At 69.0% G+C, this 24,200-nt stretch carries 19 protein-coding genes; 10 read left to right on the top strand and 9 right to left on the bottom strand.

Annotation, left to right across the window (positions count from 1 at the left end; genetic code table 11):
• Positions 1-384: 384 nt before the first annotated feature.
• The 6 genes from DKG75_RS22170 (at position 385) to DKG75_RS22145 (ending at position 5,892) form a co-directional block, all read left to right on the top strand.
• A complete protein-coding gene (locus DKG75_RS22170) occupies positions 385-1,881 on the top strand; it encodes a ferritin family protein (RefSeq protein WP_109923378.1) in 1,497 nt (498 codons plus the stop codon).
• A gap of 56 nt (positions 1,882-1,937) precedes the next feature.
• Positions 1,938-2,198: a toluene-4-monooxygenase system B family protein gene (locus DKG75_RS22165; protein WP_109923377.1), complete on the top strand. Its 261-nt coding sequence runs from the start codon at positions 1,938-1,940 to the stop codon at positions 2,196-2,198.
• Between the two features lie 20 nt (positions 2,199-2,218).
• Complete coding sequence (locus DKG75_RS22160; protein ID WP_109923376.1) at positions 2,219-2,557, top strand: monooxygenase system ferredoxin subunit; 339 nt, start codon at positions 2,219-2,221, stop codon at positions 2,555-2,557.
• A 14-nt stretch (positions 2,558-2,571) separates the two neighbouring features.
• Complete coding sequence (locus tag DKG75_RS22155) at positions 2,572-2,889, top strand: MmoB/DmpM family protein (protein ID WP_109923375.1); 318 nt, start codon at positions 2,572-2,574, stop codon at positions 2,887-2,889.
• 30 nt (positions 2,890-2,919) lie between these two features.
• The gene (locus DKG75_RS22150) at positions 2,920-3,912 is read left to right on the top strand and encodes an aromatic/alkene monooxygenase hydroxylase subunit beta (RefSeq protein WP_109923374.1); all 993 of its coding nucleotides are present in this window, start codon (positions 2,920-2,922) and stop codon (positions 3,910-3,912) included.
• Between the two features lie 294 nt (positions 3,913-4,206).
• On the top strand, positions 4,207-5,892 hold the full coding sequence (locus DKG75_RS22145) for a sigma-54-dependent Fis family transcriptional regulator (RefSeq protein WP_208111906.1): 1,686 nt from the start codon (positions 4,207-4,209) through the stop codon (positions 5,890-5,892).
• 8 nt (positions 5,893-5,900) lie between these two features.
• Here DKG75_RS22145 and DKG75_RS22140 read toward each other — a convergent pair whose 3' ends face one another.
• The 3 genes from DKG75_RS22140 to DKG75_RS22130 form a co-directional block, all read right to left on the bottom strand.
• Positions 5,901-6,434, bottom strand: coding sequence for a response regulator transcription factor (locus DKG75_RS22140; RefSeq protein ID WP_109923372.1), 534 nt, complete (start codon positions 6,432-6,434; stop codon positions 5,901-5,903).
• Positions 6,424-7,713, bottom strand: coding sequence for an ATP-binding protein (locus tag DKG75_RS22135; protein WP_109923371.1), 1,290 nt, complete (start codon positions 7,711-7,713; stop codon positions 6,424-6,426). The genes DKG75_RS22140 and DKG75_RS22135 overlap by 11 nt, the downstream gene beginning before the upstream one ends.
• Positions 7,714-7,799: 86 nt before the next feature.
• A complete protein-coding gene (locus tag DKG75_RS22130; RefSeq protein ID WP_109923370.1) occupies positions 7,800-8,447 on the bottom strand; it encodes a TetR/AcrR family transcriptional regulator in 648 nt (215 codons plus the stop codon).
• A 110-nt stretch (positions 8,448-8,557) separates the two neighbouring features.
• Here DKG75_RS22130 and DKG75_RS22125 point away from each other — a divergent pair, with 110 nt between their 5' ends.
• Positions 8,558-9,769: an MFS transporter gene (locus DKG75_RS22125; RefSeq protein ID WP_166646306.1), complete on the top strand. Its 1,212-nt coding sequence runs from the start codon at positions 8,558-8,560 to the stop codon at positions 9,767-9,769.
• Here DKG75_RS22125 and DKG75_RS22120 read toward each other — a convergent pair.
• Positions 9,753-11,987 (bottom strand): TonB-dependent siderophore receptor, encoded by a 2,235-nt coding sequence (locus DKG75_RS22120; protein WP_109923368.1) that lies wholly within the window; start codon positions 11,985-11,987, stop codon positions 9,753-9,755. The genes DKG75_RS22125 and DKG75_RS22120 overlap by 17 nt on opposite strands.
• Before the next feature lie 317 nt (positions 11,988-12,304).
• Between DKG75_RS22120 and DKG75_RS22115 the strand changes: the two genes are divergently transcribed.
• The gene (locus tag DKG75_RS22115; RefSeq protein WP_109923367.1) at positions 12,305-13,804 is read left to right on the top strand and encodes a YncE family protein; all 1,500 of its coding nucleotides are present in this window, start codon (positions 12,305-12,307) and stop codon (positions 13,802-13,804) included.
• A 12-nt stretch (positions 13,805-13,816) separates the two neighbouring features.
• Here the strand turns inward: DKG75_RS22115 and DKG75_RS22110 are convergent, their stop codons facing one another.
• A complete protein-coding gene (locus tag DKG75_RS22110) occupies positions 13,817-15,094 on the bottom strand; it encodes a class I SAM-dependent methyltransferase (protein ID WP_109923366.1) in 1,278 nt (425 codons plus the stop codon).
• A gap of 11 nt (positions 15,095-15,105) precedes the next feature.
• Positions 15,106-16,335 carry a multidrug effflux MFS transporter gene (locus DKG75_RS22105; protein WP_109923365.1) on the bottom strand — a complete coding sequence of 410 codons (1,230 nt, stop codon included), beginning with the start codon at positions 16,333-16,335 and terminating at the stop codon, positions 15,106-15,108.
• A gap of 162 nt (positions 16,336-16,497) precedes the next feature.
• On the opposite strand from DKG75_RS22105, the gene DKG75_RS22100 reads away from it, so the two are divergent.
• Complete coding sequence (locus tag DKG75_RS22100; protein WP_243746416.1) at positions 16,498-17,544, top strand: FecCD family ABC transporter permease; 1,047 nt, start codon at positions 16,498-16,500, stop codon at positions 17,542-17,544.
• Positions 17,545-17,546: 2 nt separating this feature from the next.
• Positions 17,547-18,326, top strand: coding sequence for an ABC transporter ATP-binding protein (locus DKG75_RS22095; protein ID WP_109923364.1), 780 nt, complete (start codon positions 17,547-17,549; stop codon positions 18,324-18,326).
• Here DKG75_RS22095 and DKG75_RS22090 read toward each other — a convergent pair.
• From DKG75_RS22090 to DKG75_RS22080, 3 genes are read right to left on the bottom strand one after another with little or no spacing between them, the layout of a single operon-like run.
• Positions 18,299-22,150: a non-ribosomal peptide synthetase gene (locus tag DKG75_RS22090; RefSeq protein ID WP_109923363.1), complete on the bottom strand. Its 3,852-nt coding sequence runs from the start codon at positions 22,148-22,150 to the stop codon at positions 18,299-18,301. The two genes, DKG75_RS22095 and DKG75_RS22090, sit on opposite strands and share 28 nt — an antisense overlap.
• On the bottom strand, positions 22,147-22,380 hold the full coding sequence (locus DKG75_RS22085) for a phosphopantetheine-binding protein (RefSeq protein WP_109923362.1): 234 nt from the start codon (positions 22,378-22,380) through the stop codon (positions 22,147-22,149). The genes DKG75_RS22090 and DKG75_RS22085 overlap by 4 nt, the downstream gene beginning before the upstream one ends.
• Complete coding sequence (locus tag DKG75_RS22080; RefSeq protein ID WP_109923361.1) at positions 22,380-23,999, bottom strand: (2,3-dihydroxybenzoyl)adenylate synthase; 1,620 nt, start codon at positions 23,997-23,999, stop codon at positions 22,380-22,382. Before DKG75_RS22080 ends, DKG75_RS22085 begins: the two co-directional genes overlap by 1 nt.
• Between the last annotated feature and the right edge of the window lie 201 nt (positions 24,000-24,200).

Below are 24,200 nucleotides of genomic sequence, written 5' to 3'. Positions count from 1 at the left end.
CGGGATCGACGTGCCTCGATCAGGCGCCCGGCGATTTCATGAACAGATCAATCGGGCCCCGAACCAACCCCGTTCCGCCTGTCCCGCCCCGGTGCCGGCGCAACCTCGGGCGTGTCGCGATGCGCTGCAGCAATGCCGCGGCGAGACGGCCTTTGGAAGCCCGGGAAAGCGCCGCCCCGGGCGCCCCCGGCCACCGGATGCGGTGCAGCAGCGCGCACGCCGCGCTGCGGCCGGCAGGGCCCCCGCACCCATGCGCGGCACGCGGGAGAGCCATCGCCGGAGCGCTTGGCACGATCATTGCTGAAGAGAGCGGGAGCGGCGGCGGCAACCGCCACGCCAAGCCCTTATCCGGCCAGAGCAACAAGCCCACAGGGAGGGACAGCAATGTCGAAGCTGGCTTCTAGCGAATATTACGATCTCGTCCGGACGACGAACTGGACCCCGCGCTATGTGCCCGAGCAGGAAATTTTCCCGGAGATGATGTCGGGTGCGCGCGGCATTCCGGCCGAAGCCTGGGAGACCTTCGACGAACCCTATAAGGTTACCTACAGCGATTACGTCGCCACCCAGCGCGAGAAGGACGCCGGCGCCTATTCGGTGAAGGCCGCCCTCGAGCGCGCGAATTATATCGACAGCGCCGACCCGGGCTGGGTCTCGACCTTGCAGGCCCATTACGGCGCCCTGGCCGTCGCCGAATATGCCGCCGCCACGGCGGAGGCCCGCATGGCCCGCTTTGCCCGCGCGCCGGGCAACCGCAACATGGCCACCTTCGGCATGCTGGACGAGATGCGTCACGGCCAGATCCAGCTGTTCTTCCCGCACGAGCACACCAAGCGCAGCCGCCAGTGGGACTGGGCCCACAAGGCGATGCACACCAACGAATGGGCCGCGGTCGCCGCGCGCCACATGTTCGACGACATGATGTTCACCCGCGATGCCGTCAGCGTCGCCATCATGCTGACCTTCGCCTTCGAGACCGGCTTCACCAACATGCAGTTCCTCGGCCTGGCCGCGGATGCGGCCGAAGCCGGGGACCATACGTTCGCCAGCCTGATCTCCTCGATCCAGACCGATGAATCGCGCCATGCCCAGCAGGGCGGCCCGGTCCTCAAGATCCTGATCGAGAACGGCAAGAAGGACGAGGCGCAGAAGATGATCGACGTCATCTTCTGGCGGGCGTGGAAACTGTTCTCGGTGCTGACCGGGCCGATCCTCGACTATTACACCCCGCTCGAGCACCGCAAGCAGTCGTTCAAGGAATTCATGCAGGAATGGATCATCGGCCAGTTCGAGCGCCAGTTGAAGGATCTCGGCCTGGACCTGCCCTGGTACTGGGATGAATTCATCCGCGCCCTGGACGAGACCCACCACGGCATGCACATGGGCGTGTGGTACTGGCGCCCGACCGTGTGGTGGAACCCGGCCGCCGGCGTCTCGCCCGAGGAGCGGGAGTGGCTGGAGGAGAAATACCCGGGCTGGAACGCCACCTTCGGCCGCTGCTGGGACGTGATCACCGAGAACCTGCAGAAGGGCCGCGAGGACCTGTCGCTGCCGGAAACCCTGCCCACCATCTGCAACATGTGCAACCTGCCGGTGGTCGGCATGCCGGGCGACGGCTGGAATGTGAAGGATTACCAGCTGGTCCACGAAGGCCGCCTTTACCACTTCGGCTCCGAGGTCGACCGCTGGTGCTTCGAGCAGGACCCGAAGCGTTACCAGGGTCACCTGAGCGTGGTCGACCGCTTCCTGGCCGGCCAGATCCAGCCGCAGAACCTTGCCGGCGCCCTGCTCTACATGGGCCTCAACCCGGGCGAGATCGGCGTCGACGCGCATAATTACGCCTGGGCCGGCATCGGCAAGCAGAGCCACGCCGCCGAATGAGGCGGACGGGAGGGGGCCCCGCCCCCTCCCCCAAGTTGAAACAAGGGGAGGAACCCATGGCTATTTTTCCGCTGTCCTCGAATTTCGAGGGCGATTTCGTGATCCAGCTCGTCGTGGTCGACGACGCCTCGACCATGGACGAGGTCGCCGCCGCCTGCGCCGTCCATTCGGTGAACCGGCGGGTTGCGCCGCGTCCCGGCAAGGTAATGCGCGTCCGCCGCCATTCGACCGGCGAAGTCTTCCCGCGCGACCTGCAGGTGAAGGCCGCCGGCCTGATGCCGACCGAAACCGTCGACGTCATTTTCTCCGACATCTGACCGCGCACGAAGAGAGCAACATGGCGTTCGAGAAACTCTGCACGCTCGACGACGTCTGGGAAGGCGAGATGGAGGAATTCACCACCGCCACCGGCCGCGACGTCCTCGTCGTCTGCATCGAGGGCGGCCGGATCAAGGCCTTCCAGTCCATGTGCCCGCACCAGGAAATCGCCCTGATCGACGGCAGCTTCGAGGGCGGGGTTATCACCTGCAAGGCGCATCTCTGGCAGTTCGACAGCGAGACCGGCGCCGGGCTGAACCCGACCGACTGCCGGATCGCCGAATATCCGGTCGATATCCGGGGCGACGATGTCTTCGTCAATGTCGAAGGCGTCGAACCCTGCAAATCACATACCTGACGCGGGAGAGAAACATGTCCAAGCACAATGCCGCCGGCGACGCCTATCGCAACAACCGCGTCGGCCCGATCCTGCGCGCCGGGGAAGTGGCCCAGGCCGCCATCCAGGCGGTCGAGGAAGACAATCCCGGCAAGGAAATCCACGTCGAGGACCGCACCGCCTATATCCGCATCGAATGCGAGGACGAATGCATCCTGACCCGCGCGTCGATGGAGGAAGCCCTCGGCCGGCCGTTCCAGATGCGCGAGATCGAGATCAATCTCGGCTCCTTCTCGGGCCAGATCGACACCTCGCCGGAACGCGTGCGCTTCTACCTCGCCAAGCATATCTGACAAGAACCGACTGCCGGGAAGGAACCCCCAATGTCCGCCGCCCCCGAACCCCTGAAGCCGCTGAAGACCTGGTCGCATCTCGCCGACCGCCGCAAGCGCCCGAGCGAATACGACATCGTCAACACCCGCCTGCATTACCGCCAGCGTAACCCCGACGCGCCGTGGGAACTCGATCCCAACCTGCCGATGAACGACTGGTACCGCAAATATTGTAACGAAAGCCCGCTGAAGCACGGCGACTGGGACCTGTTCCAGGACCCGGACCAGCTGGTCTATCGCACCTACAATATCCTGCAGGACGGGCAGGAGACCTATGTCAACAGCCTGTTCGACCAGTTCAGCGACCGCGGCCACGACCAGATGATCTCGCGCGAGTGGATCGCCACTCTAGCCGCCTTCTTCGCCCCCGCCCGCTATCTCTACCACGGCCTCCAGATGGGCTCGGCCTATGTCGCCCAGATGGCGCCGGCCAGCACCATCACCTCCTGCCTCTATTTCCAGTCCGCGGATTCGCTGCGCTGGGTCACCCATACCGCCTATCGCACGGTGGAACTCGGCAAGGCCCAGCCCGACGCCGGCTTCGGCCGCAACGAGCGGCAGATCTGGGAAGACGCGCCGCAGTGGCAGGGCTTCCGCCGCCTGCTCGAGGAAGCGCTGGTGGTCTGGGACTGGGCCGAAGCCTTCGTCGTCTTCAACCTGGTGCTGAAGCCCGCGGTCGAGGAGGCCATGCTCGGCACCCTGTCGGAGGTCGCTCTGAGCAACGGCGACACGCTGTACAGCCTGCTGTCCCAGGGCCAGATGCGTGATGCCGAGCGTCACCGCCGCTGGGCCTCGCGCCTGGTCGAGATGGCGCTGGCGGTCGAGGGCAACCGCGACTGGCTGCGCGCCCGCGTCGCCGCCTGGACGCCGCGGGCCGAGGAGGCGATCGCCGCCTATGCCGCCGCCCTGCCGGAAGCCGACGGCGGCGCCCAGGCGCTGGCCCGCCTGCACGCCTTCCAGCGCGGCCTCGGCCTCAAGGATTGAGGCAGGGACCGGGCCCCGCCGCAGCGGCAGCGGGGCCCGATGCCGGATTGAACACGAATGACCCCAAACCCGGGGCAACGAAGAATAAAGCCTGAACGGGTGCGTAATCCCGATAGTCGAGGGAATAGTCATGTTATAGTCGCAATCAAACAAGGCTCCGCAACAAACAAGGGCCCGATAAAGATAACGGGGGGGATCCGAAAAATGGCGGCGGTCATCAGAAACTTTGCAGCAGCAAAGAGTGGCATGTCAGACCAAAATTCACCTTCCGGTAAATCGCGCACTTTCCCCGACATGGATGATCTCGCGGCACGTCTGCGGTTCTGCCCCCAGGTGGGGCGGATCTGGCTCGACGACAACCGCATGATCATGCTGCATAATCATGCGTTCGGGGCATTGCGCAACGAGCTGATCGAGACGATCGGCCTGCAAGGGGCGCGCGCCCTGCTCACCCGCATGGGCTATGCCTCGGGGGCGCGGGATGCCGAACTGGCGGTCAAGGTCCGCCAGGGCCGCGACTTCTTCGATTTCTTCAATGTCGGGCCGCAGCTTCACATGATCGAGGGCATCGTCACCGTCGAGCCGGTGCGCGTCGAATCCGATGTGAACACCGGGCGTTTCTACGGCGAATACCTGTGGCACGACAGTTGCGAGGACGAGGTCCATATCGCCTCGCACGGGATCGGTTCCGACCCCGCCTGCTGGATGCAGATCGGTTATGCCTCGGGTTACACCAGCATCTTCATGGGCCGGCCCATGCTGTTCCGCGAGGTGGAGTGCCGCTCGATGGGCCATTCCGCCTGCCGCATCGTCGGCAAGCCGGTGGCCGAATGGCCGGACGCGGAGGAAGACATCCGCTATCTCCAGCCCCATGCCTTCGCCAACCGCAAGAGCCAGGGGCCGATCGTGGTCAATTCCCGCGCCGCGGTCATGCCCGCGGCCGATGCCGCCGAGGCCAGCCGCTCGCCGGTGAAGGACCTGGTCGGCGCCTCCGCCGGCTTCAACATCGTCTGCCACATGCTGGAGAAAGTCTCCCGCACCAATGCGACCGTGCTGCTGCTGGGCGAATCCGGCGTCGGCAAGGAAATGTTCGCCCAGACCCTGCACCGGATCAGCGCCCGCGCCGAGGGCCCGTTCATCGCCATCAACTGCGCCGCGATCCCGGAACACCTGATCGAATCCGAACTCTTCGGCGTCGAGAAGGGTGCCTTCACCGGCGCCGTCTCCTCCCGCCCGGGGCGGTTCGAGCGGGCGAACGGCGGCACCCTGTTCCTCGACGAGATCGGCACCCTGTCGCTGGCCGCCCAGGGCAAGCTGCTGCGCGCCCTTCAGGAAGGCGAGATCGAGCGGGTGGGCGACCAGCGCAGCCGCAAGGTCGATGTCCGCATCGTCGCCGCGACCAATGTCGATCTGCGCCGCGGCGTCGCCGACGGCAGTTTCCGCGAGGACCTGTTCTATCGCCTGAACGTCTTCCCCATCCATATCCCGCCGCTGCGCGACCGGCGGGCGGATATTCCCCTGCTGCTGAACCATTTCCTCGGCTATTTCTGCCGCCGCCACGGCAAGAGCCTGACCGGCTTCACCCAGCGCGCCATCACCAGCCTCTATTCCTACAGCTGGCCCGGCAATGTCCGCGAACTGGAGAACATGGTGGAACGCGGCGTGATCCTGGCGCCGGAGGACGGCGCCATCGACCTCTGCCACCTCTTCACCTCGGGCGAGCGCTTCGAATCGGCCGTGCTCGGCATGGACCAGGAAGGCCACCTGAGCCCGGTGAACGAGGAGCCGGCGCCGGCCTCCGGCACCACCAGCCCGGAACAATTGGTGCAGACCTTGCTGCGCTCGCGCATTCCCCTCGACGAGCTTGAGGAATCCCTGCTGCGCGGCGCGGTCGAACTGGCCGACGGCAATATTTCGGAGGCGGCCCGCATGCTCGGCATCAGCCGGGCCCAGCTGGCCTACCGCCTGAAGAAGAATTGAGCGCCGGCCTATTTCACCTGCCGCTTCTCGAGCTTGCGCGCCAGGGTCCGGCGATGCATGCCGAGGCGGCGGGCGGCCTCGGAAATGTTGAAGTCGGTCTCGACCAGGGTCTCGTGGATGCGTTCCCATTCCAGCGTCTTGATCGAGGTCGGGCGCTGGCCCAGGGGAACCTGGGCGTCGCCGCCCGCGCGCTCGAAGGCGGCGATGATATCGTCGGTGTTGGACGGTTTCGGCAGGTAGTGGCAGGCGCCCAGCTTGATCGCCTCGACCGCGGTCGCGATGCTGGCGAAACCGGTCAGGACCACGATCCGCAGTCCGGCATCGTGCCGGTGCAGCAGCCGGACGCATTCGAGGCCGGAACCGCCGACGACCTTGAGGTCGACGATGGCATGGCGGGGCGAGAAGCCGGCCAGCAGGGCGGGCAGGCCCTCCGCCCCCTCGCAGCAGCGGACGTCGTAGCCCCGGCGCTCGAACGAGCGGCGCAGGGCGGTGGCGAAGGCGACGTCGTCCTCGACGATGAGCAGGCTGAGGTCAGCGCTCATGGGCGCCCCCTGCCGGCAAGGGCACGGGCGAAAGGGCGGCCACCGGCAGGGCCAGGGTGACGCTGGCGCCGCCGTCGGCGCCGTTGCGGGCGCTGACCGTGCCGCCAAGTTTCCGCACCACATTGGCGACGAGATAGAGCCCGAGCCCGCCCCCCGGCCGCCCCTTGGTCGAGCGATAGGGCTTGCCGAATTCCTTCAGCATCTCGGGCGCGAAACCGGGGCCGGCATCGCTGACAGTGACGACGATATTCCCGCCCTGGCGGCCGGCGGCGACGCCGATCCAGGCGGGCGAGGCTTCGAGCGCATTGTCGAGCACGTTGAAGATCACCTGTTTCAGGGCGGTGTCCGAGACGATAGGGACATCGTCGGTGATCACGCTGGTATAGTCGAGGGCGGCGGGATTGCGGCTGTCCCGCCATTCCTCCACCGTCTCGTCCAGGAAGCCGGCGAGGGTCGTGCGCAGCGTGCCCTCGCCCCGCATGTCGCCGGCGGACAGCAGGATGCCGGAGACGATCGCTTTGCAGCGTTCCAGCTGGGCCTGCATTTCCGCCATCTCGCGCTTCAGGTCCGGATCCCCGGCCAGGGCCGGCATGCGCTGCCAGTCGCCGAGGATGACGGACAGCGTCGCCAGCGGCGTGCCCAGCTCATGGGCGGCGCCGGAGGCGAGCAGGCCGAGGCGGACGACGTGATCCTCCTCCAGCGCACGCTGGCGCAGCGCCGCCAGATTGGCCTCGCGCGAGCGGAGGTTGCCCTGGATGCGCGACAGGAACAACACGACCAGGAAGGCGGCCAGGAAGAAGCCGATGAACATGCCCTGGACATGCAGGCTGAACAGGTCCTGCGGCCCGCCGTGGGGCAGGTTGAGCGGGTAATGGGCGAAGGTCAGCGCGATGAAGCCGCCGATCGAGACCGCCACCACCAGCCAGGCCGACCAGGCTTCGAGCAAGACGGCGGCCAGGATCACCTGCAACAGGTAGAGCGAGATGAACGGATTGGACGCCCCGCCGCTCAGGTAAAGCTGGATGGTGAGGGCGACGACATCGAGCAGCAATTCCAGCATCAGCTCGAAATTGGTCACTTCCTCGAGCTGCCGATAGCGGGTCAGGGCGACGATATTGAGTGCGATCAGGAACAGCACCACCGCCGCCATGGACGGCAGCGGCAATGTGATCCCGAGCATGTAGTGGACCACCTCCATGGTGATCACCTGCCCGCAGACCGCCAGCCAGCGCAGCTGGATCAGGATCAGCAGGTTCTTCTTGTTGGTGAAATCCTCCATCGCCCGCCGCTGCCGCCTCTGTCGTCCCCGGACCGGGATCAACTGTCTGATAGGCGATCCGGCACGGGAAGTAACGCACTATCCGGTCAGCGGAAGATCAGGTCGAGGCTGGCCTCGAACATGGCGCCGATGTCGAGCGGCCGGTCCGGCGCGATCACCCCGTTGTTGACCATGCCGACCCAGAGCGGCGCGATCAGCAGGTGGGGATGGCGGGCCAGGATCTCGCCCCCCGGCTCGCCCCGGGCGATGGCGCGGGCGGCATGCAGGCGGATATGATCGACCAGCGGGTGGAACACTTCTTCGCGGTAGACTTCCGCCAGGACCGGAAAGCGCGCCCCTTCCGCCAGGATCAGGCGGGCGACGGCGGCGCGGCCGCTGCTTTCGATCCGGCGCATGACCGGGACCAGGGTGCGGCGGAAATAGTCGGCCACCGTTTCCTCGGCACCGATCGCCTGGGCCTCCGCCTCCTGCAAGGGGTTGGTGACGATATCGCGGACGATGCCGGCGAACAGCGCCTCCTTGGTCGGGAAATAGAGATAGAGCGTGCCCTTGGCGAGACCGGCCCGCCGCGCGACCCCGGCCATGGTCGCGGCCGAATAGCCCTGGTCCAGGAATTCCGCCATCGCCGCCTGGACCACCTGGGCCCGGGTCCGCGCCGTCTTTTCCGGGCTGGGCCCCCGGCGCCGGGCCGGACCGGCCGATGCCCGCGCCCCCTGCCCGCTGTCCGTCCCCATTCGCCGCCCTCCATTCCTGCATGGCCGCATGTTCCGGCGGCATTTGATCTAAAATGACCAATTGGTCATTTTAAATGGGAATCACCGTCCCCCGACGGCTGGAGGCAATGATGGCACCATTTTCGCCGCGCTCTCCCTGGCTTTCCTTCATCCTCGTTGCCCTGGCCCTGGTCGCCGGGACCATGGGGGCGACCATGCCCAGCCCGCTCTATCCCCTGTATGAGACCGCCTGGGGCCTCGTCCCCAGCGACATCGCCGTGATCTATGTCGCCTATATGGCCGGGGTGGTCGCCAGCTTCCTGTTTCTCGGGCGCCTGTCGGCGCGCTTCGGCGCCCTGCCGGTGCTCAAGGCGGGGCTGGTGGTGGTCCTGGCCGGGCTTGCCCTTTGCGCCCTGGCGCCCGACCGCACCGTGCTCATCCTCGGGCGGGCGGTGATCGGGGTCGCGTCGGGCCTGATCACCAGCGCCGCCACCCTGGGCCTGATCGAGACCGAGCCGGCGGGGCCGGGGGGCCGGGCCTCGATCATCGCCTCCTCGGTGACCATGGCGGGGTTCGGCCTCGGGCCCTTCGTCACCGGCCTCGTCGGGCAATGGGCGCCGGCGCCGCTGCTGACCCCCTATGCCGTGGTCTTCGTCCTGGCCGGGCTGGTCCTGGCCGGGCTTGCCGTCTTCGCCGGGCGCGGGCAGCGCCCCGAGCCGCCGCCGGCGCTTTCCTTCATGCCGCGCCTGGTGCTGCCGGCGCAGCGCGGGCTGTTCCTGATCGCGGGCTTCGCGGTCTTCTGCGCCTATGCCCTGTTCAGCCTGATCGCCTCGCTGGCGCCGTCCTTCATCGCCGGGGTGCTGCCCTGGCACGGGCCGGCGGTCAGCGGCACCTTCGTCGCCGCCGTATTATTCTGTTCGGCCTCGGTGCAATGGCCCGGGCGGCGGCTCGACACCGGCCGGGGCCTGACGCTGGCCCTCGGGCTGATGAGCCTCGGCTCGGCCGGGCTCGGCTATGCCGGGGCGAGCGGCTCGATCCTGGCCTTCGCCGCGGCCGATATCGTCATCGGCATGGGACACGGGCTGGCCTTCATGTCCGGCCTCGGCCTCGTCAACCGGATCGGCCGGCAGGAAGGCGGGCACGCCGGCATCCTGGCCAGTTTCCTGACCATCGGCTATCTCGGCACCATCGTGCCCATCCTGGGCATCGGGCTGCTGGCCGATCGCATCGGCCTCGGCCCGGCGATCGCCGCCTTCTGCGCCGGCACCGGCGGCTTCTGCCTGCTGTTGCTGGCAGCCTGCCGCGGGCACCGGCGCCCGGCCCCGGTCAGAAGCTGGTCGTGATGCTGAGATAGAAGGCGCGGCCGGGCTCGTTGTAGGTATTGGCGCCTTCGCCGTTCGAATTGGCCTCGCGGAACAGGCGTTCGTCCAGCAGGTTGCTCACCCCCGCCGTGACCGAGGCATAGTCGGTCACGTCATAGGTCCCCGAGAGACCGAAGATCGCATAGGGATCGCGGGTGCGGAGCTGGTCCCCGGTCGATGCCGCCCCCGAGGTCTGGATCGTGCGCGGTTCCTGCTCGCCGTAATAGGTGACCGAGCCGGTCAGCACCAAAGCCTCGGTCGGGCGCCATTTCAGGGTCGAGTTGATGGTATATTCCGGGATCACCGACAGCGGCTGGCCGTCTTCCTTGTTATGGTTCTTCAGCATGTAGGTGAAATTCGTGTTCCAGGAGATATCCTGCGTCACCGGCACCAGGATATTGCCCTCGAGGCCCTCGACCAGGGCTTCCGGCGCATTGTCCCATTTGAACACGCGGCCGGTGCTGGTGCCGCCCGTGGTGTTGCCCACCGGCACGTCGCCGGCGACGATCTTGTTTTCATAGTCGTTGTGGAAATAGGTCAGGCTGGCGTTCCAGCCGTTCCGGTCGAAGCTGAGGCCGATTTCCTTGTTCACGCTGACCTCGGGATCGAGATCGGCATTGCCCAGGATATAGCAGCCGCCGCCCAGGTTGGGATAATCCACCGGGCAGCCCATGCCCATGGTGTAATAGAGGTAATTCGGATTGGCCTGATAGAGATTGGGGGCCTTGAAGGCGCGGGCGATACCGCCCTTGACGAAGATCCCGTCCGCCACCTCGACCGAAAGATTCAGCGACGGGCTGACGTTCGAGCCGAAATTGGAATTGTGATCGAAGCGAAGGCCGGGCGTCACCATGACCCCGGGCATCACTTCGATATTATCCTCGAGGAAGAGGGCGAAATTGTCCTGCTCCGCCTCGCCCGAGCGGCCGGAAGCCGAGATGCCCCCGATCGAACCGGTGGCGGCGCCGACCGTCTGCGAGACCGAGAACGGGTCGTCCAGCTTCTGCGTGCTCCATTCCGCGCCGGCGGTCAGGGTCTGGGGCGCCAGCACTTCGAAGGGGATGTTGATCTCGCCATGCGCCGTGTAATTGTCGAGCGTGGAAGTCGAAGTTACCGTCGCCGTGTTGATCGAGCCCTCGGGACCACCGGCCAGCCCTTCGTTCAGGCGGGTGTTGCGCGTATTTTCCCACTGGACATAGGCATTGGACCAGGCCCAGCCCCATTCGCCCTTGTGGGTGACCGCGAAGGTCCGCCGCAGCATGCGGTTGGTCTCCGCCCCGTCGTTGGCGAGCGAGGTCAGCAGGTCCGTGCCGGTGCCGCTGACCGCGCGGTCGCCGGCGTAGATATTGCCCTGGCGGCTGTAGGCGGCCTCGAAATCCAGGGTCTGCTGGGCGTCGAGCGCCCAGCGGGCGAGCGCATTGATATCCCAGTTCTCGACGCCCTCGCGCCCGGCCGGCGGGGTGACCCCGCCCGTGGCCAGATAGTCGCCGTTGAGGTCGAGGTCGTCCGCATCGGTCCGGTTGTAACCGCCATAGATGCGGAAGGACAGGGCGTCCTGCACCACCGGGCCGCTGAGGTTGAAGTTCAGGCGGCGGGAATCGCCTTCCTCGCCATGTTCGGGGACATTCACATAGGCCGTGGCCGAGCCGCTCAATTCGTTGGTGATCTTCTTCGTGATGATGTTGATCACGCCGCCGGCGGCGCCCGAGCCGTAGCGCGCGGCCGCCGGGCCGCGGATCACCTCGATCCGTTCGACCTGGTCGGCCGGCACCCAGTTGGAATCGCCGCGGGTGTTGCGCTCGCCGCTGCGGCCCATGCGGATCGAATTGCGCGAGGTCACGGGCTTGCCGTCGATCAGGATCAGGGTGTTTTCCGGCCCCATGCCGCGCAGGTCGATCTGGCGGTTGTTGCCATATTGCCCGGACGAGGAATTGCCCGACAGGTTGACGCCCGGCATGGTGCGGATGATGTCCATCAGGTCGTTGGTCGCGGGGCGTTCCTTCAGGTCCTGTTCCGTGATCACGGAAACGCCCGGCGCCTGCTTCAATTCCTGCTCGGCGGTCACCACCACGGTCGGCAGTTCCTCCGCCGCCGTCTCCTCGGCGGGGGTCGCCTGCTGGCCGAGCGCCACCGCCGGCATCAGGGCAAGCGAGAGATAGATCGCGGTCTGGCAACCGCGGGCAAAGGCATGGGAACGCATGTCGGACCTCGAACCAAAAGACAGGGAAGGGGAGCGCGGCCGGCGCAATCCCGATGGTTACGACGCCGTTCGATGCCGCCACGGTTCCGAAATCGCGCAGACCCCGGCGATGCCCTCCTAGCCCAGGCACCGCGGTCTTAGGATCATGATCTTAGTCGATTTTTCAAAATGATTTTGATTATCATTATTTGATCAAAATGGCGGCGCTAATCACATTATGCGCTCACCCCCGCAGGAGATTTGTGTGCGAAACGTCTTCGCACCGGGACCCCGCAGTCCCGCCCCTTCCCGTCCGATCATTGCAGGGAGAACTGACCATGACGGTGACTGTCCGGTCGACATCGGCGCGCCCCCTTTCGCGCGCCCTCATCCTCGGTTTGCTGCTGGCGCCACTGCCGGCGTTTGCAGACGGCGCCTTCGAGGCCCCGATTCCCTTCGCCGGCACGCTGCGCGTCTCGGGCGAGCAGGCGGGCGGCCCGATCGTCGCCGGCAATACGGTGACGGTGCAGGGCCAGGGGCTGGTCGCGGGCCAGAAGCTGGTCCTGCAGCGCGGCGCCACCGTGCTCAACCCGGGGGCACCGCTCGTCGTCGGCGTGGACGGCAAGGTCAGCGGCGATTTCAAGCTGCCGGCGGACGCCGCCATCGGCATCCATCCGATCGTCGTGATCGCGGAACAGCCCTCGGCCGCCAGCATCCTCGACCTCAAGGTCTCGCCGCTGGTGCCGGTCTCGGGCGCCGACCGTTTCGAGATTTCGGCCAACCGCATGGTCCGCGGCCTCTATCAGGTCGCCTATGGCGAGAACAGCAAGGCGCTGTTCGTCACCGCCGCCGTCGGCCGCCCGCCGGTGCGGGATTCGGCGCTGCTGAAGGTCGATCCGACCACCCTTGAAATCATCGCCCGGGCAACCCCGGCGGCGGCCCCCGAGCGGCCCCGTCCCGATCCCGCGGCGCGCCCCGCCTTCCTGGGCGGCGCGCCGGCAGCACCGGCGGCACCGGGCCCCGGTCCCGGCGGCGAAGGCCAGCAGCCCCAGGGGCCGGCGGTCTATGCCGTCTACGGCGTCGGCGTCGACGATGCCAACGGCACGGTCTGGGTTACCAACACGCGGCAGAACACGGTCGCCGTCTACAAGCAGTCCGACCTCTCCCTGGTCAAGCAGTTCGAGCCCGAGGCGGTGAACCATTCCCGCGACGTCGTGGTCGACGACAAACGCGGCCGCGCCTATGTCTCGGCGGCGATGACCAGCCAGATCGTCGTCTTCGACACCAAGACCCTGGAAAAGACCGCGACCATCGACATCCCCTCGACCAAGCGCGGCGACGAATTCCAGGTCATGAGCCTCGACCTCGACGCGGCGGGCGGCCAGCTCTTCACCGTCAGCCAGACCACGCCCGAAATCGCGGTGATCGACGTCGCCGCCGGCCGCGTGACCAAGGTCATCACCTACGAGGGCGCGAAGGGGGCCACCGGCGTCGCCTATGACCCGGTGACCAAGCGGATCTTCGTCTCCTCCTTCTCGAACGACAATCTCATCATCGTCGACAGCGAGAGCGGCAAGACCCTGCAGGTCGTGCCGGTCGGCGCCGGGGCGCTGAACGTCGAGTTCGAGCCGGTGAAGCGCCTCGCCTATGTCTCGAACCGGGGTTCGGGCACGCTGACCGTGGTCGATCCGGACGGCAAGATCGTCGCCAACCTGGACAATGGCGCGATGCCGAACTTCGCCGCCGCCGACGGCAAGGGCACCGTCTATGCCGTCAACAAGGGCCGGGGCGAGGATGAATCCGCCGATCGCCTGACCCGCATCCGGCTGGTGAAGTAAGCCGGCCCGCTCTCAGGCCCTCGGCAGTGCGCTGCCGAGGGCCGCGACGGCCCGCCAGCCATAGGCTTGGCCTTCCCCCTCGATCAGATCGTTCACCCGGCGTTCGTCGCCCCGCCCGGCCGGCAGCACGGGATGGGCGAAGCCGGCGAACAGGGCCATGGCCAGCGCCTGCCACGCCGCCCCGGCATTGCCGCGAAAGACCGGCAGGCGGGCGAGATCGGCGAAATTCCGGGGCCCGGCCGCCAGGGCCTCGAACAGCGGCGTGAACAGGGCGCCGGCCCCGGTGACCGGGCCGATCGGCGTGGCGAAGCTGATGTCGCCGCCCCGGGGCGCCCGGTCCGATCCGGCATAGGCAAAGCCGCACAGCGCCTCGATCCGCGCCTGGCCCGCCAGGGGTTGCACGCCCCGGACATAGAGATCCTGGCGCCGCCCCTGGTTCCGGGCGAGGTCGCGGATGGTCTCGGCCATGGCGGCATCCGCCACCCCGGCCAGGGCGGCGGCGGTCTGCCCCGGCAGGCACACGGCATCGATATTGTCGAAGGGATTGGCGCTGCCGGCATAGGCGCAGCCGATCCCCGACAAAGCACGGATGACGTCGCCCACATGCTGCGGCTGCCAATGCTCGTTCAGCAATTCATGGGCGAGAAAGCGGGGATCGTCCGCCAGGGCCCGCTCCACCCCTTGCGACAGCACCAAAGGATGGACGGCGAAGTAACCGGCCCCGGCCCGGCCGAGATCGGCCAGCAGGCGCAGGCCCGCGGTCAACCGTGCTCCCCGGTCCGACCCCGCGCCGGCATGGAGACGCAGGAACTGCCGCGCACCGGCAAAGGCCGACAGGCCGGGGTGGCACATGTAGTGAAGATAGACGACCCCGCCCGGGCGCAGGCGGCGGTCGATGAAGTCGAGCACGGCCTCGCGCTTTTCCGGCGCCAGCCAGGACCAGACGCCGTGGCAGACGATGAAATCGAAGCCGTCCCCATCCGCCGCGGCAGCGGCGAAATCCGCCGCCTGGAAACGGGCGTTGCCGATCCCGGCCCTGCCGGCGAAATCAACGGCATGGGCGATGTGCCGGGCATTGAAATCGATCCCGGTGAACTGCCCGAGGGGGTTCACCGCCGCCGTCAGCGCCGTGCCGAAGCCGGTGCCGCAGCCGAGGTCGCACCAGCGATAAGGCTTGCGGATGTCGGGCGCCGGCCAGCCGCGCCCGGCCAGCAGGGCGGCGATCCACACCGGCGTCATTTCCCGGTGGAAGAAATGCGGATAGTCGAGATCGTCGATATAGCCGGCCATGGCGCCCGCCGTCAGCGCCCGAAGGCGGGCCCTGCGAACAAGCGCCCGCGCTCGGTCCAGCCGGTCACCCCGAGGGCGAGACTGCCGAGGACCAGGAAGCCGCCCGCCAGCGGCACCACCGTGCCGTCGTAAAGCGCCCCGACCACGCCGCCGAAGACCGCCCCCAGCAGCATCGAATAGAAGCCGATGACCGAGGACGCGGTGCCCGCGATATCGCCCAGCGGCATCATGGCCAGCGCATTGAAATTGGGCATGGTCAGGCTGAGCAGGAACAGGCAGGCCGAAAGCAGCGCGGCGAAAAGCAGGAAGGGCGGCCGCCCGTCGAAGGCCAGCGCCACCAGGAACAAAACCGCCGACAGGACGACGAAGCCGCATTGCCCGGTGTGCAGCAGCCGGTGGATGCCGAGCCGCCGCACCAGCCGGGCATTGGCGAAGGAGGCCCCGCCCATGATCGCCGCGATGATCCCGAAGGCGAGCGGAAAGCCGGCGCCGAGCGGGTAGATCCCGGTCGCGAAAACCTGTTCGGACGAGGCGATATAGGCCATCAGGCAGGCATACATCAGGCCCATGGCCGTGGTCGCCCCGGCGCTCTGCCGGGTGGTGAAGCAGCGCGCGGCGGCAGCGGCCACGCGCCCGGGGGCAAGCGGCAGGCGCCGGGCGGGGGCCAGGGTTTCCGGCATGCGAAGCGTGAACCACGCCGCCAGCAGCAGCCCCGGCACCAGCATGCCGACGAAGGTCGCCCGCCAGCCGCCCGCCAGCAGCAGCAGGCTGCCATAGGCCGGCGCCAGCACGGGCACGGTGATGAACACCATCATGATCAGGGCCATGACCCGGGCCATGTCCGGCCCGTTGAAACGGTCGCGGGTGACGGCGGTGGCGATGATGCGGGTTGCCGCCGCCCCGCTGCCTTGGATCGCGCGGGCGACCACCAGGGTCTCGATATCCCGGGCGAGCAGGGCGACGATCGAGCCCAGGGTGAAGACCGCAAGCCCCGCCAGCAATACCGGGCGGCGCCCGAAGCGATCGGCCAGGGGGCCGTAGGCAAGCTGGGCGACGGCGAAAAAGCCCATGAAGACGATGACGACCAGTTGGATATCGTTCGGATCATGCAGCCCGAGATCGGCCCGCATCGCCCCGAAGGCGGGCAGCATGCTGTCCATCGCCAGCGGGCCCAGGGCCATCATGAAGGCGATGATGGCGACGAATTCGGCGAAGGGAACGCGGGGCGTGGCATCGGTCATGAAAGGGGCTTTCCCCGAAGGACAAGGGCGGCGCGTACCCTACAACCCCGCGCGCCCCGACCCATGATCGACATTTCCGATGCAGGGCCGCGGCTTTCTGCGGTCGGCACGGCCCGCTTGATCTGCTAGGACAGCGGGGCCGCTGCCTTTCGGGATCGACCATTGCCGCATCCGACCGATGGCGCGCTCGCCGCCTATGACAGGCTGGTGGCCCGCCGCCTCGCCCTGCTCGCCGCGCTTGCCGCCGGCGTTCTTGTTGCCGTCGCGCTCGACATGGCGACGGGCGCCTCCGCCCTCAGCCTGGACGATCTTCTGGCCGGGATCGCCGCGCCGGACAGCCTGTCGCCGCGGGCGCGGGTGATCCTGTTCGAGCTCCGCCTGCCGCTGGCCCTGATGGCGGCGGTGGTCGGCGCCGCCCTGTCGCTGGCCGGGGCCGAGATGCAGACGATCCTGAACAATCCCCTGGCCAGCCCCTTCACCCTCGGCGTCTCTTCCGCCGCTTCGCTGGGCGCGGCGCTGGCCCTGGTGCTGGGCATCAGCCTGCCGGGCATTCCGGCGGACTGGATCATTTCGGCCAATGCCTTTCTCTTCGCCTTCGGCTCGGTCCTGCTGTTGCAGGGCCTGACCAGGATCCGGGGCGCGGGGGTCGAGACCCTGGTGCTGCTCGGCATCGCCATGGTCTTCACCTTCAATGCATTGGTCGCCCTGCTCCAATATGTCGCCAGCCAGGAAGCCCTGCAGCAATTGGTGTTCTGGAGCATGGGCAGCCTCGGCCGGGCCGACTGGAACAAGCTCGCCGTGCTGTCCCTGGTGGTCGCCGTCGTCCTGCCCTTCTCGCTGCGGGCGGCGTCGGCGATGACGGCGCTGCGCCTGGGCGAGGACCGGGCGCGCAGCTTCGGCATCGACATCGGGCGGCTGCGCTTCGCCTCCATGCTGCGGGTCAGCCTGCTGGCCGCGACCTCGGTCGCCTTCGTCGGCACCATCGGCTTCATCGGGCTGGTCGGCCCCCATGTCGCCCGCCTGCTGATCGGCGAGGACCACCGCTTCTACCTGCCGGCCAGCGCGCTGGCGGGCGCGCTGATCATGTCGCTGGCCTCGGTGGTGGCGAAGATCCTGGTGCCGGGCACGGTGATGCCGGTCGGCATCATCACCTCCCTGGTCGGGCTGCCGGTGTTCCTGGCCCTGATCCTGGCCGGGCGTGGGCGCTGACCATGGCACTGGCCTTCGAGGTGCGGGGGCTTTCCGTCGGCTATCGCCGGCGCCCGGTGATCCGCGAGCTCAGCCTGTCCCCCCTCGCGGGCGGGCAGGTGGTCGCCCTGCTGGGCCCCAATGCGGCGGGCAAGACCACGTTGATGCGCGGCCTTGCCGGCCTGCTGCCGGCCCGGGGCTCGATCCGGCTGGACGGGCGGGAATTGATCGGCCTTGCGCCCGCCGCCCATGCCCGCCATGTCGGCTATATGCCGCAGACCCTGCCGCAGGGGGTGAGCCTGTCCCTGTTCGAGAGCGTGCTGGGCGCGCTCCGGGCCAACGGCCTGCCGGGGGGATCCGCCCGCACGGCGCGGGAACAGGCGCTGGCGACCATCGAACTGGTCGGCCTCGGCGCGCTGGCCCTGCGGCCGCTGGCGGAAATGTCGGGCGGGCAGCGGCAATTGGCCAGCCTCGCCCAGGCGATCGTCCGCGCGCCCGAAGTGCTGCTGCTGGACGAGCCGACCTCCGCCCTCGACCCCCGCCACCAGTTCGAGGTCATGCGCCTGATCCGGAGCCAGGCGCGGGCGCACGGGCTGCTCGCCATCGTCGTCTGCCACGACATCGCCCTCGCCTGCCGCTGGGCCGACCGGGTGGTGGTGCTCGACCCCCGGGGCCTTGCCGCCGAAGGCCCGGCGGCCGAGGTGATCACGCCGGAGGTCCTCGCCCGGGTCTATGGCATCGTCGCCCGGGTGGAGCGCTGCGCCCGCGGCTATCTTCAGGTCATGGTCGACGATACGGTCTGAGGGAAGAGCAAAGGCACGATCCGCGCCACCGCCGCCGCCCCGGTCAAGAGACCGTGGGGCAGCGGCAGGTCGTGGCGGACCAGCCGGCCGACATGGGGCAGCCAGCCATCGGGATCGATCACCCGGCCGTCCTCGCCCTGGGCCGCGCGGAAATGGAGCACCGGCCCGTCGAAATGGCCGTGGCGGTGACCGCGCACCAGCCGGTCGTTCGCCTCGACCACCCGGATCACGCCATCCAGCGCCCGGTCGTCCAGCGCGGCCAGGGCATGGCCTTGGGCGCGCAGGAAGCCGACCACGCCATCCCGGGTCAGCGGCCCGGCGCCGAGATCGGCGGGATCATGGCCGGCGATATAGAGCAGGGCGCGCAGGGCGGCGCCCGGCGCCGGCGGCGGTTCCGCCCGCCAGACCTCGGCCGGATAGGAATCGAGCATGGCGACGAGGCCGACCTCGCGCCCTTGCCGCCGCAATTGCACTGCCACCTCATGCGCGACGATGCCACCCACCGACCAGCCGAGCAGGTGGCACGGGCCGGCGGGCCACAGGCGTTCGATCTCGCCGGCATAATCGGCGGCCATGGCCGACAGGCTGTCCGGCAGGCGGGCCGCGGGATCGAGGCCCCGGGCCTGCACGGCATGGACCGGCCGCGCCGGCGCCAGCGCCGCCGCCAGTTCGCGATAGCACCAGCCGATCCCGCCCGCCGGGTGCAGGCAGAACAGCGGCGCCCCCGGCCCCTGGCCGAAGGTGATGACCGGGCCGAGGCCGTGGCCACCCTCGCCCCCCTCGCCCTCGATCCAGGCGGCAAGGCGGGCCACGGTCGGCCGCTCGAAGACGAGGCCGAGGCCGATCTCGCCCCCGAACCGCGCACGCAGGCGCAGCGCCAGCCGCGCCGCCAGCAGGGAATGGCCGCCAAGGGCGAAGAAATCATCCTCCGCCCCGACGTCCGCCCCGCCGAGAACCTCGGCGAAAAGGGCGGCGATCGCCTGTTCCGTCGCCGTCTCCGGCGGGCGCCCGGCCGCGGCCGCCACCACGGGCAGCGGCAGGCGGCCCCGGTCCAGCTTGCCGTTGGCGGACAGCGGCAGGGCATCCAGGGGCACGATGGCCGCAGGCACCATGTAATCGGGCAGGACGTCGGCAAGGCGGCGGCGGATCAGGCCGGGGTCCACCGTCGCGGGCACGGCATAGCCGACGATCTGCGCCTCCCCGCCGGCCCCGGGCGCGGTGATCACCGCCGCCTGGGCCACGCCGGGCTGGCGGGCCAGGTGCACCTCGATCTCGTCGAGTTCGATGCGCAGGCCGCGGATCTTCACCTGATGGTCCGACCGGCCGAGATAGACGATGGCGCCATCGGCCCGGTAGCGGGCGACATCGCCGGTCCGGTACATGCGCCCGCCGGGGCGGAAGGGATCGGCCAGGAAGCGTTCCGCCGTCAGGTCCGCCCGGCCGAGGTAACCGGCCGCGACCTGGCGCCCGGCGATGTAAAGATCGCCCGCCACCCCGGGCGGCAGCGGGCGCAGACGCCCGTCGAGAATGTAAAGCGCGGTGTTCCAGACCGGAAAGCCGATCGGCACCGGCCGGCTGTCGTCGTCCGGGCCGGCGGGCCAGAAGGTGACATCCACCGCCGCCTCGGTCGGGCCATAGAGATTGTGCAGCTCCACCCCGGGCAGCAGGTGGTGGAAACGGTCGCGCAAGGGCGCGGGCAAGGCTTCCCCGCTGCAGAAGACCCGGCGGGGGGCAAGGCCCGCCACCGCCGGCTCGTCCAGGAATACGGCCAGCATCGAGGGCACGAAATGCAGGGTGCCGACCGCTTCGTCCCGGATCAGGCGGGCAAGGCCGGCGGGATCGCGGTGCAGGCCGGGCGGCGCGATCACCAGGGTCGCCCCGGCGATCAGGGGCAGGAAGAATTCCCAGACCGAGACATCGAAGGTCGCCGGCGTCTTCTGGAGGATGCGGTCCGCCGGCCCGATGCCGTAATGATCCCGCATCCACAGCAGCCGGTTGACGATCCCCCGGTGCAGGTTGACCACGCCTTTGGGCGCGCCGGTCGACCCCGAGGTGAAGATGACATAGGCCGGATCCTCCGGCCCCGCCGCCGGCAGGTCGCCCGCCGCCCCGCCATCGGGGCCGAGCACCGGCACGCCGTCCGGCACCAGGGCTGCCAGGGCGGGCGACGCCACCGCCAGCACCGGGGCGGCGGTGGCGACCACGGCGGCGATCCGGGCCGGCGGATGATCCGGGTCCAGGGGCAGATAGGCGGCGCCTGCGCGCAGGATCGCGACCAGGGCGATCACGAGGTCGAAGGAACGGGGCAGCATGACCGCGACCACCCGCCCCGGCCCGGCCCCCTGCCCCACCAGCCGGCCGGCCAGGGCCCGGCTGGCGCGATCGAGGTCGGCGAAAGACATGTCCCGCCCGTCGAAACGCAGCGCCGATGCCGCCGGGTCCAGGGCGAACCCGGCCTCGATCAGGGCGGTCAGGGTGGTTTCGGGTACCGGGTGATCGGTCGCATTCACCTGTTCGACGAAGCGGCCGGCCTCGGCCGGGGTCTGGCTGGGCACGCCGGCCAGCCGGGGCGCCGTGGCGGCGGCGTCCAGGAACCACAGCAGGCGGTCGCGATGGGCTTCGGTTTCGGCCGCGCTGAACAGGTCCGGGTTGGCATCGACATCGAGGGTGATCGCGCCGCCGGCCGGATCGGCCCGGAAGGTCAGGGTCAGGTCGTCGACCGCGCCCGTGCCCAGGGTCACGCTGCGGCACGCCAGCCCCGGCAGGGCGAAGGGCCGCTCGAAAGGCAGGATATTCACCAGCGGCCCATGCAGCCGCCGCCCGCCGCCGACAAGGCCGAGGTCGCGGCGCACCTGTTCCCCGCGATAGCGCCCGTGGCGCCGGGCCTGGCGCAGGGCCTTGGCGGCCGCGACCAGGACATCCGCCAGCGGCGCCTCCTCGTCGACCGCGAAACGGACCGGCAGGACATTCATCACCATGGCCGGGGCCCGGGCCGCGACACTGCCCATCCGCCCCATGAAGGGCACGCCGAGCACGACTTCCGTTCCCCCGCCGCCGTGGCGGGCGACATAGGCGGCGACCAGGGCCGTCAGCACGTCCGGCCATGTCAGGTCGTTGGCCGCGGCAAGGTCGTGCAGCGCCCGCGCCAGCGATGCCGGCACCAGGGCGGCGGCGCGGTGGAAATGGGCGGCGGTGGTGGCCGGGCCCGGATCGGGCGCCGGCCGCGCGAACAGGTCGCGCCAGAACTGCCGGTCCCGGTCCCGCCTTGGATCGGCGCGGTAAGCCCGGTCCTCGTCGATCACCGGGCCCAGGGGGGCGAAGCCCGGCCCGGCCGCCTCCTGCCCGCTTTCTTCGCCGTAAAGCCCGGCGATGCGGCCAGCCAGCAGGGCGGCGCCATAGCCGTCGACGGCAAGATGGTGGATGCGCTGATACCAGAGCACCAGCCCCGGGCGCAGCAGGAACAGGACCTCCGCCGCCATGGGGGCGCGGGTCGGGTCCAGCGGGCTGGCCATGTCGGCGGCGATGCGGGCCCGGGCCTCCGCCCCCGGATCGGGCAGGGCGGTGAGATCGACCACCCGCAGGCGGGGGGCTTGGGCGGGATCGATCACTTGCAGGGGGCCGTCCGCCGTCTCGATCACACGCAGGGCCAGGGCTTCCGCCTCGGCGGCGGCGCGATCGACGGCGCGGGCGAAGGCGGCGACATCGAGCGGGCCTTCGATCTCGACATAATGCCCGGTGTTGTAGATCGGATTGCCCGGGGCGAGACGCTGGGCATACCAGATGCCTTCCTGCGCCTCGGTCAGCGGGAACGGCGGCGCGCTCATGACCCGCCCTGGGCCCGGCGCGCCACCGCCCACCAATGGGCCAGGGTCGGCACTTCGGCGAAGGCGGCGAATTCCGCCTTCAGGCCGCGCTCCTGCCAGCGCTGGACCAGGGTCATCGCGCGCATGGAATCGAGGCCCAGGTCCATCAGATTGTCGCCGTCGCCGATCTCGGCCGGGTCCTCGTGCAGGATCGCGGCGATCTCGGCCCGCATGGTTTCAAGCGTCAGCATCAGCCGGCCTCCGGCCCCAGGGTGGCGCGGAGATGGGCGCGCAGCGCCTTGCGGCTGATCTTGCCGACCGCCGTTTCGGTGAAGCGCTCGACGAAGACCACCTGGTCCGGGACCTTGAATTCGGCCAGGCCGCGCTGGCGGATCCAGGCCTTCAGGGCCGCCGCCTTCGGCTTGTCGCCGCGCGGGATGACGAAGGCGCAGCTCCGCTCGCCCAGGAACTCGTCGGGAATGGACACCACGGCGGCATCGAAGACCTGGGGATGGGCCAGGAGATGATCCTCGATCTCTTCCGCCGAGATTTTCTCGCCGGCGCGGTTGATATGGTCGCCGGCCCGGCCCTGGACGACCAGGGCGCCGTCGGCCCGGCGCAGCACGATGTCGCCGGTGCGGTAGAAGCCGTCGGCGGTGAAGGCGCGGGCATTGGCGCCGTCGTCGTTGTGATAGGCCCGGATGGTATAGGGCCCCCGGGTCAGGAGATGGCCGGCCTCGCCCGGGGCGACGTCCCGGCCGTCGTCGTCGACGATCAGGATCTCGTCGTCCGGGCTGATCGGCCGGCCCTGGGTGGTGACGATCGTCTCCTCGTCGTCGTCGAGGGCGGTGTAATTGACCAGCCCTTCCGCCATGCCGAAGACCTGCTGCAAGGTGCAGCCCAGCACCGGGCGGATGCGCCGCGCCACTTCGGGCGCCAGCTTGGCGCCGCCGATCTGGATCACGCGCAGGCTGGAAAGATCGTGCTGCCCCGCCTCGGCCGCGCTCAGCCACAGCAGGGCGACCGGCGGCACCAGGCTGGTCATGGTCACCCGCTCCCGCGCGATCAGGGGCAGGCAGGCATCGGGCGAGGGCGAGGGCGCCAGCACCACCCGCGCCCCGACATAGAAGGCGGACAGCGAGCCGGGCGAACTCATGGGGAAATTATGCGCCGCCGGCAAGGCGATCATCAGCGTGTCCGCCGCCGTCAGGCCGCAGATCCGCGCACTTTCCCGCAGGGTGTAGATATAATCGTCATGGCTGCGCGGGATCAGCTTGGACAGCCCGGTACTGCCCCCCGAAAGTTGCAGGAAGGCGACGCCGGCGGGATCGCGCGCCGGCAGGTCGCGCGGGGCGGCGCGCAGCAGGTCGTCATAGCCGACCTCCCCCGCCCCCGCCGCGCCGACGGTGACGACATGGCTCAAGCCGGGCACCCGGCCCCGGACGTCATGGGCCAGGGCGCAATAATCGAAGCCCTGGCCGGCCGCGACGATATGGGCCGCGGCCTCGCCCTTTTCGGCGAAATGGGTGATTTCGGCGCTGCGATGCCCGGGCAGGGCGAAGATCGGCAGGATGCCCGCCTTGAACAGGCCGAAGACGATGATGAAATATTCGCCGATGTTCGGCAGTTGCACGATCGCCCGGTCCCCGGCGCGCAGGCCGAGGTCCAGCAGCCCGGCGGCGAAGGCATCGCTGTCGCGGTCGAAATCGGCATAGGTCCAGCGCCGGGCGCCGCAGACGATGGCCACCGCATCGGGCGTCGCCTGCGCCCTGGCGCGGAGAAAGGCCCCGAACGTCTCGCCCCGCCAATACCCCTTGCTGCGATAGCGCGCGGCGGCTTCCGCTGACCAGGTCTGGGTGACGGGGATCATGTCCGCTCTCCGGCGCTGTAACATAGCCGATAACGGGCGGCCCGGCGGCGGGGCCCGGCACGGCGACCGAGGTTTCGGCTATGCCCCCTCCGGGCTTCTCCTGTCAACCGCGGCAGGGTCTTTCCCGCCCTCGATAAGATATTGATATCAAAGGCTTGCGCGGGACGAAGGAGACCCGGCACGTTCAATGCTATGTGGTGG

The organism is Zavarzinia compransoris (assembly GCF_003173055.1).
GTDB classification, from domain to species: domain Bacteria; phylum Pseudomonadota; class Alphaproteobacteria; order Zavarziniales; family Zavarziniaceae; genus Zavarzinia; species Zavarzinia compransoris.
This window is presented reverse-complemented; position numbering and strand designations above follow the sequence as displayed.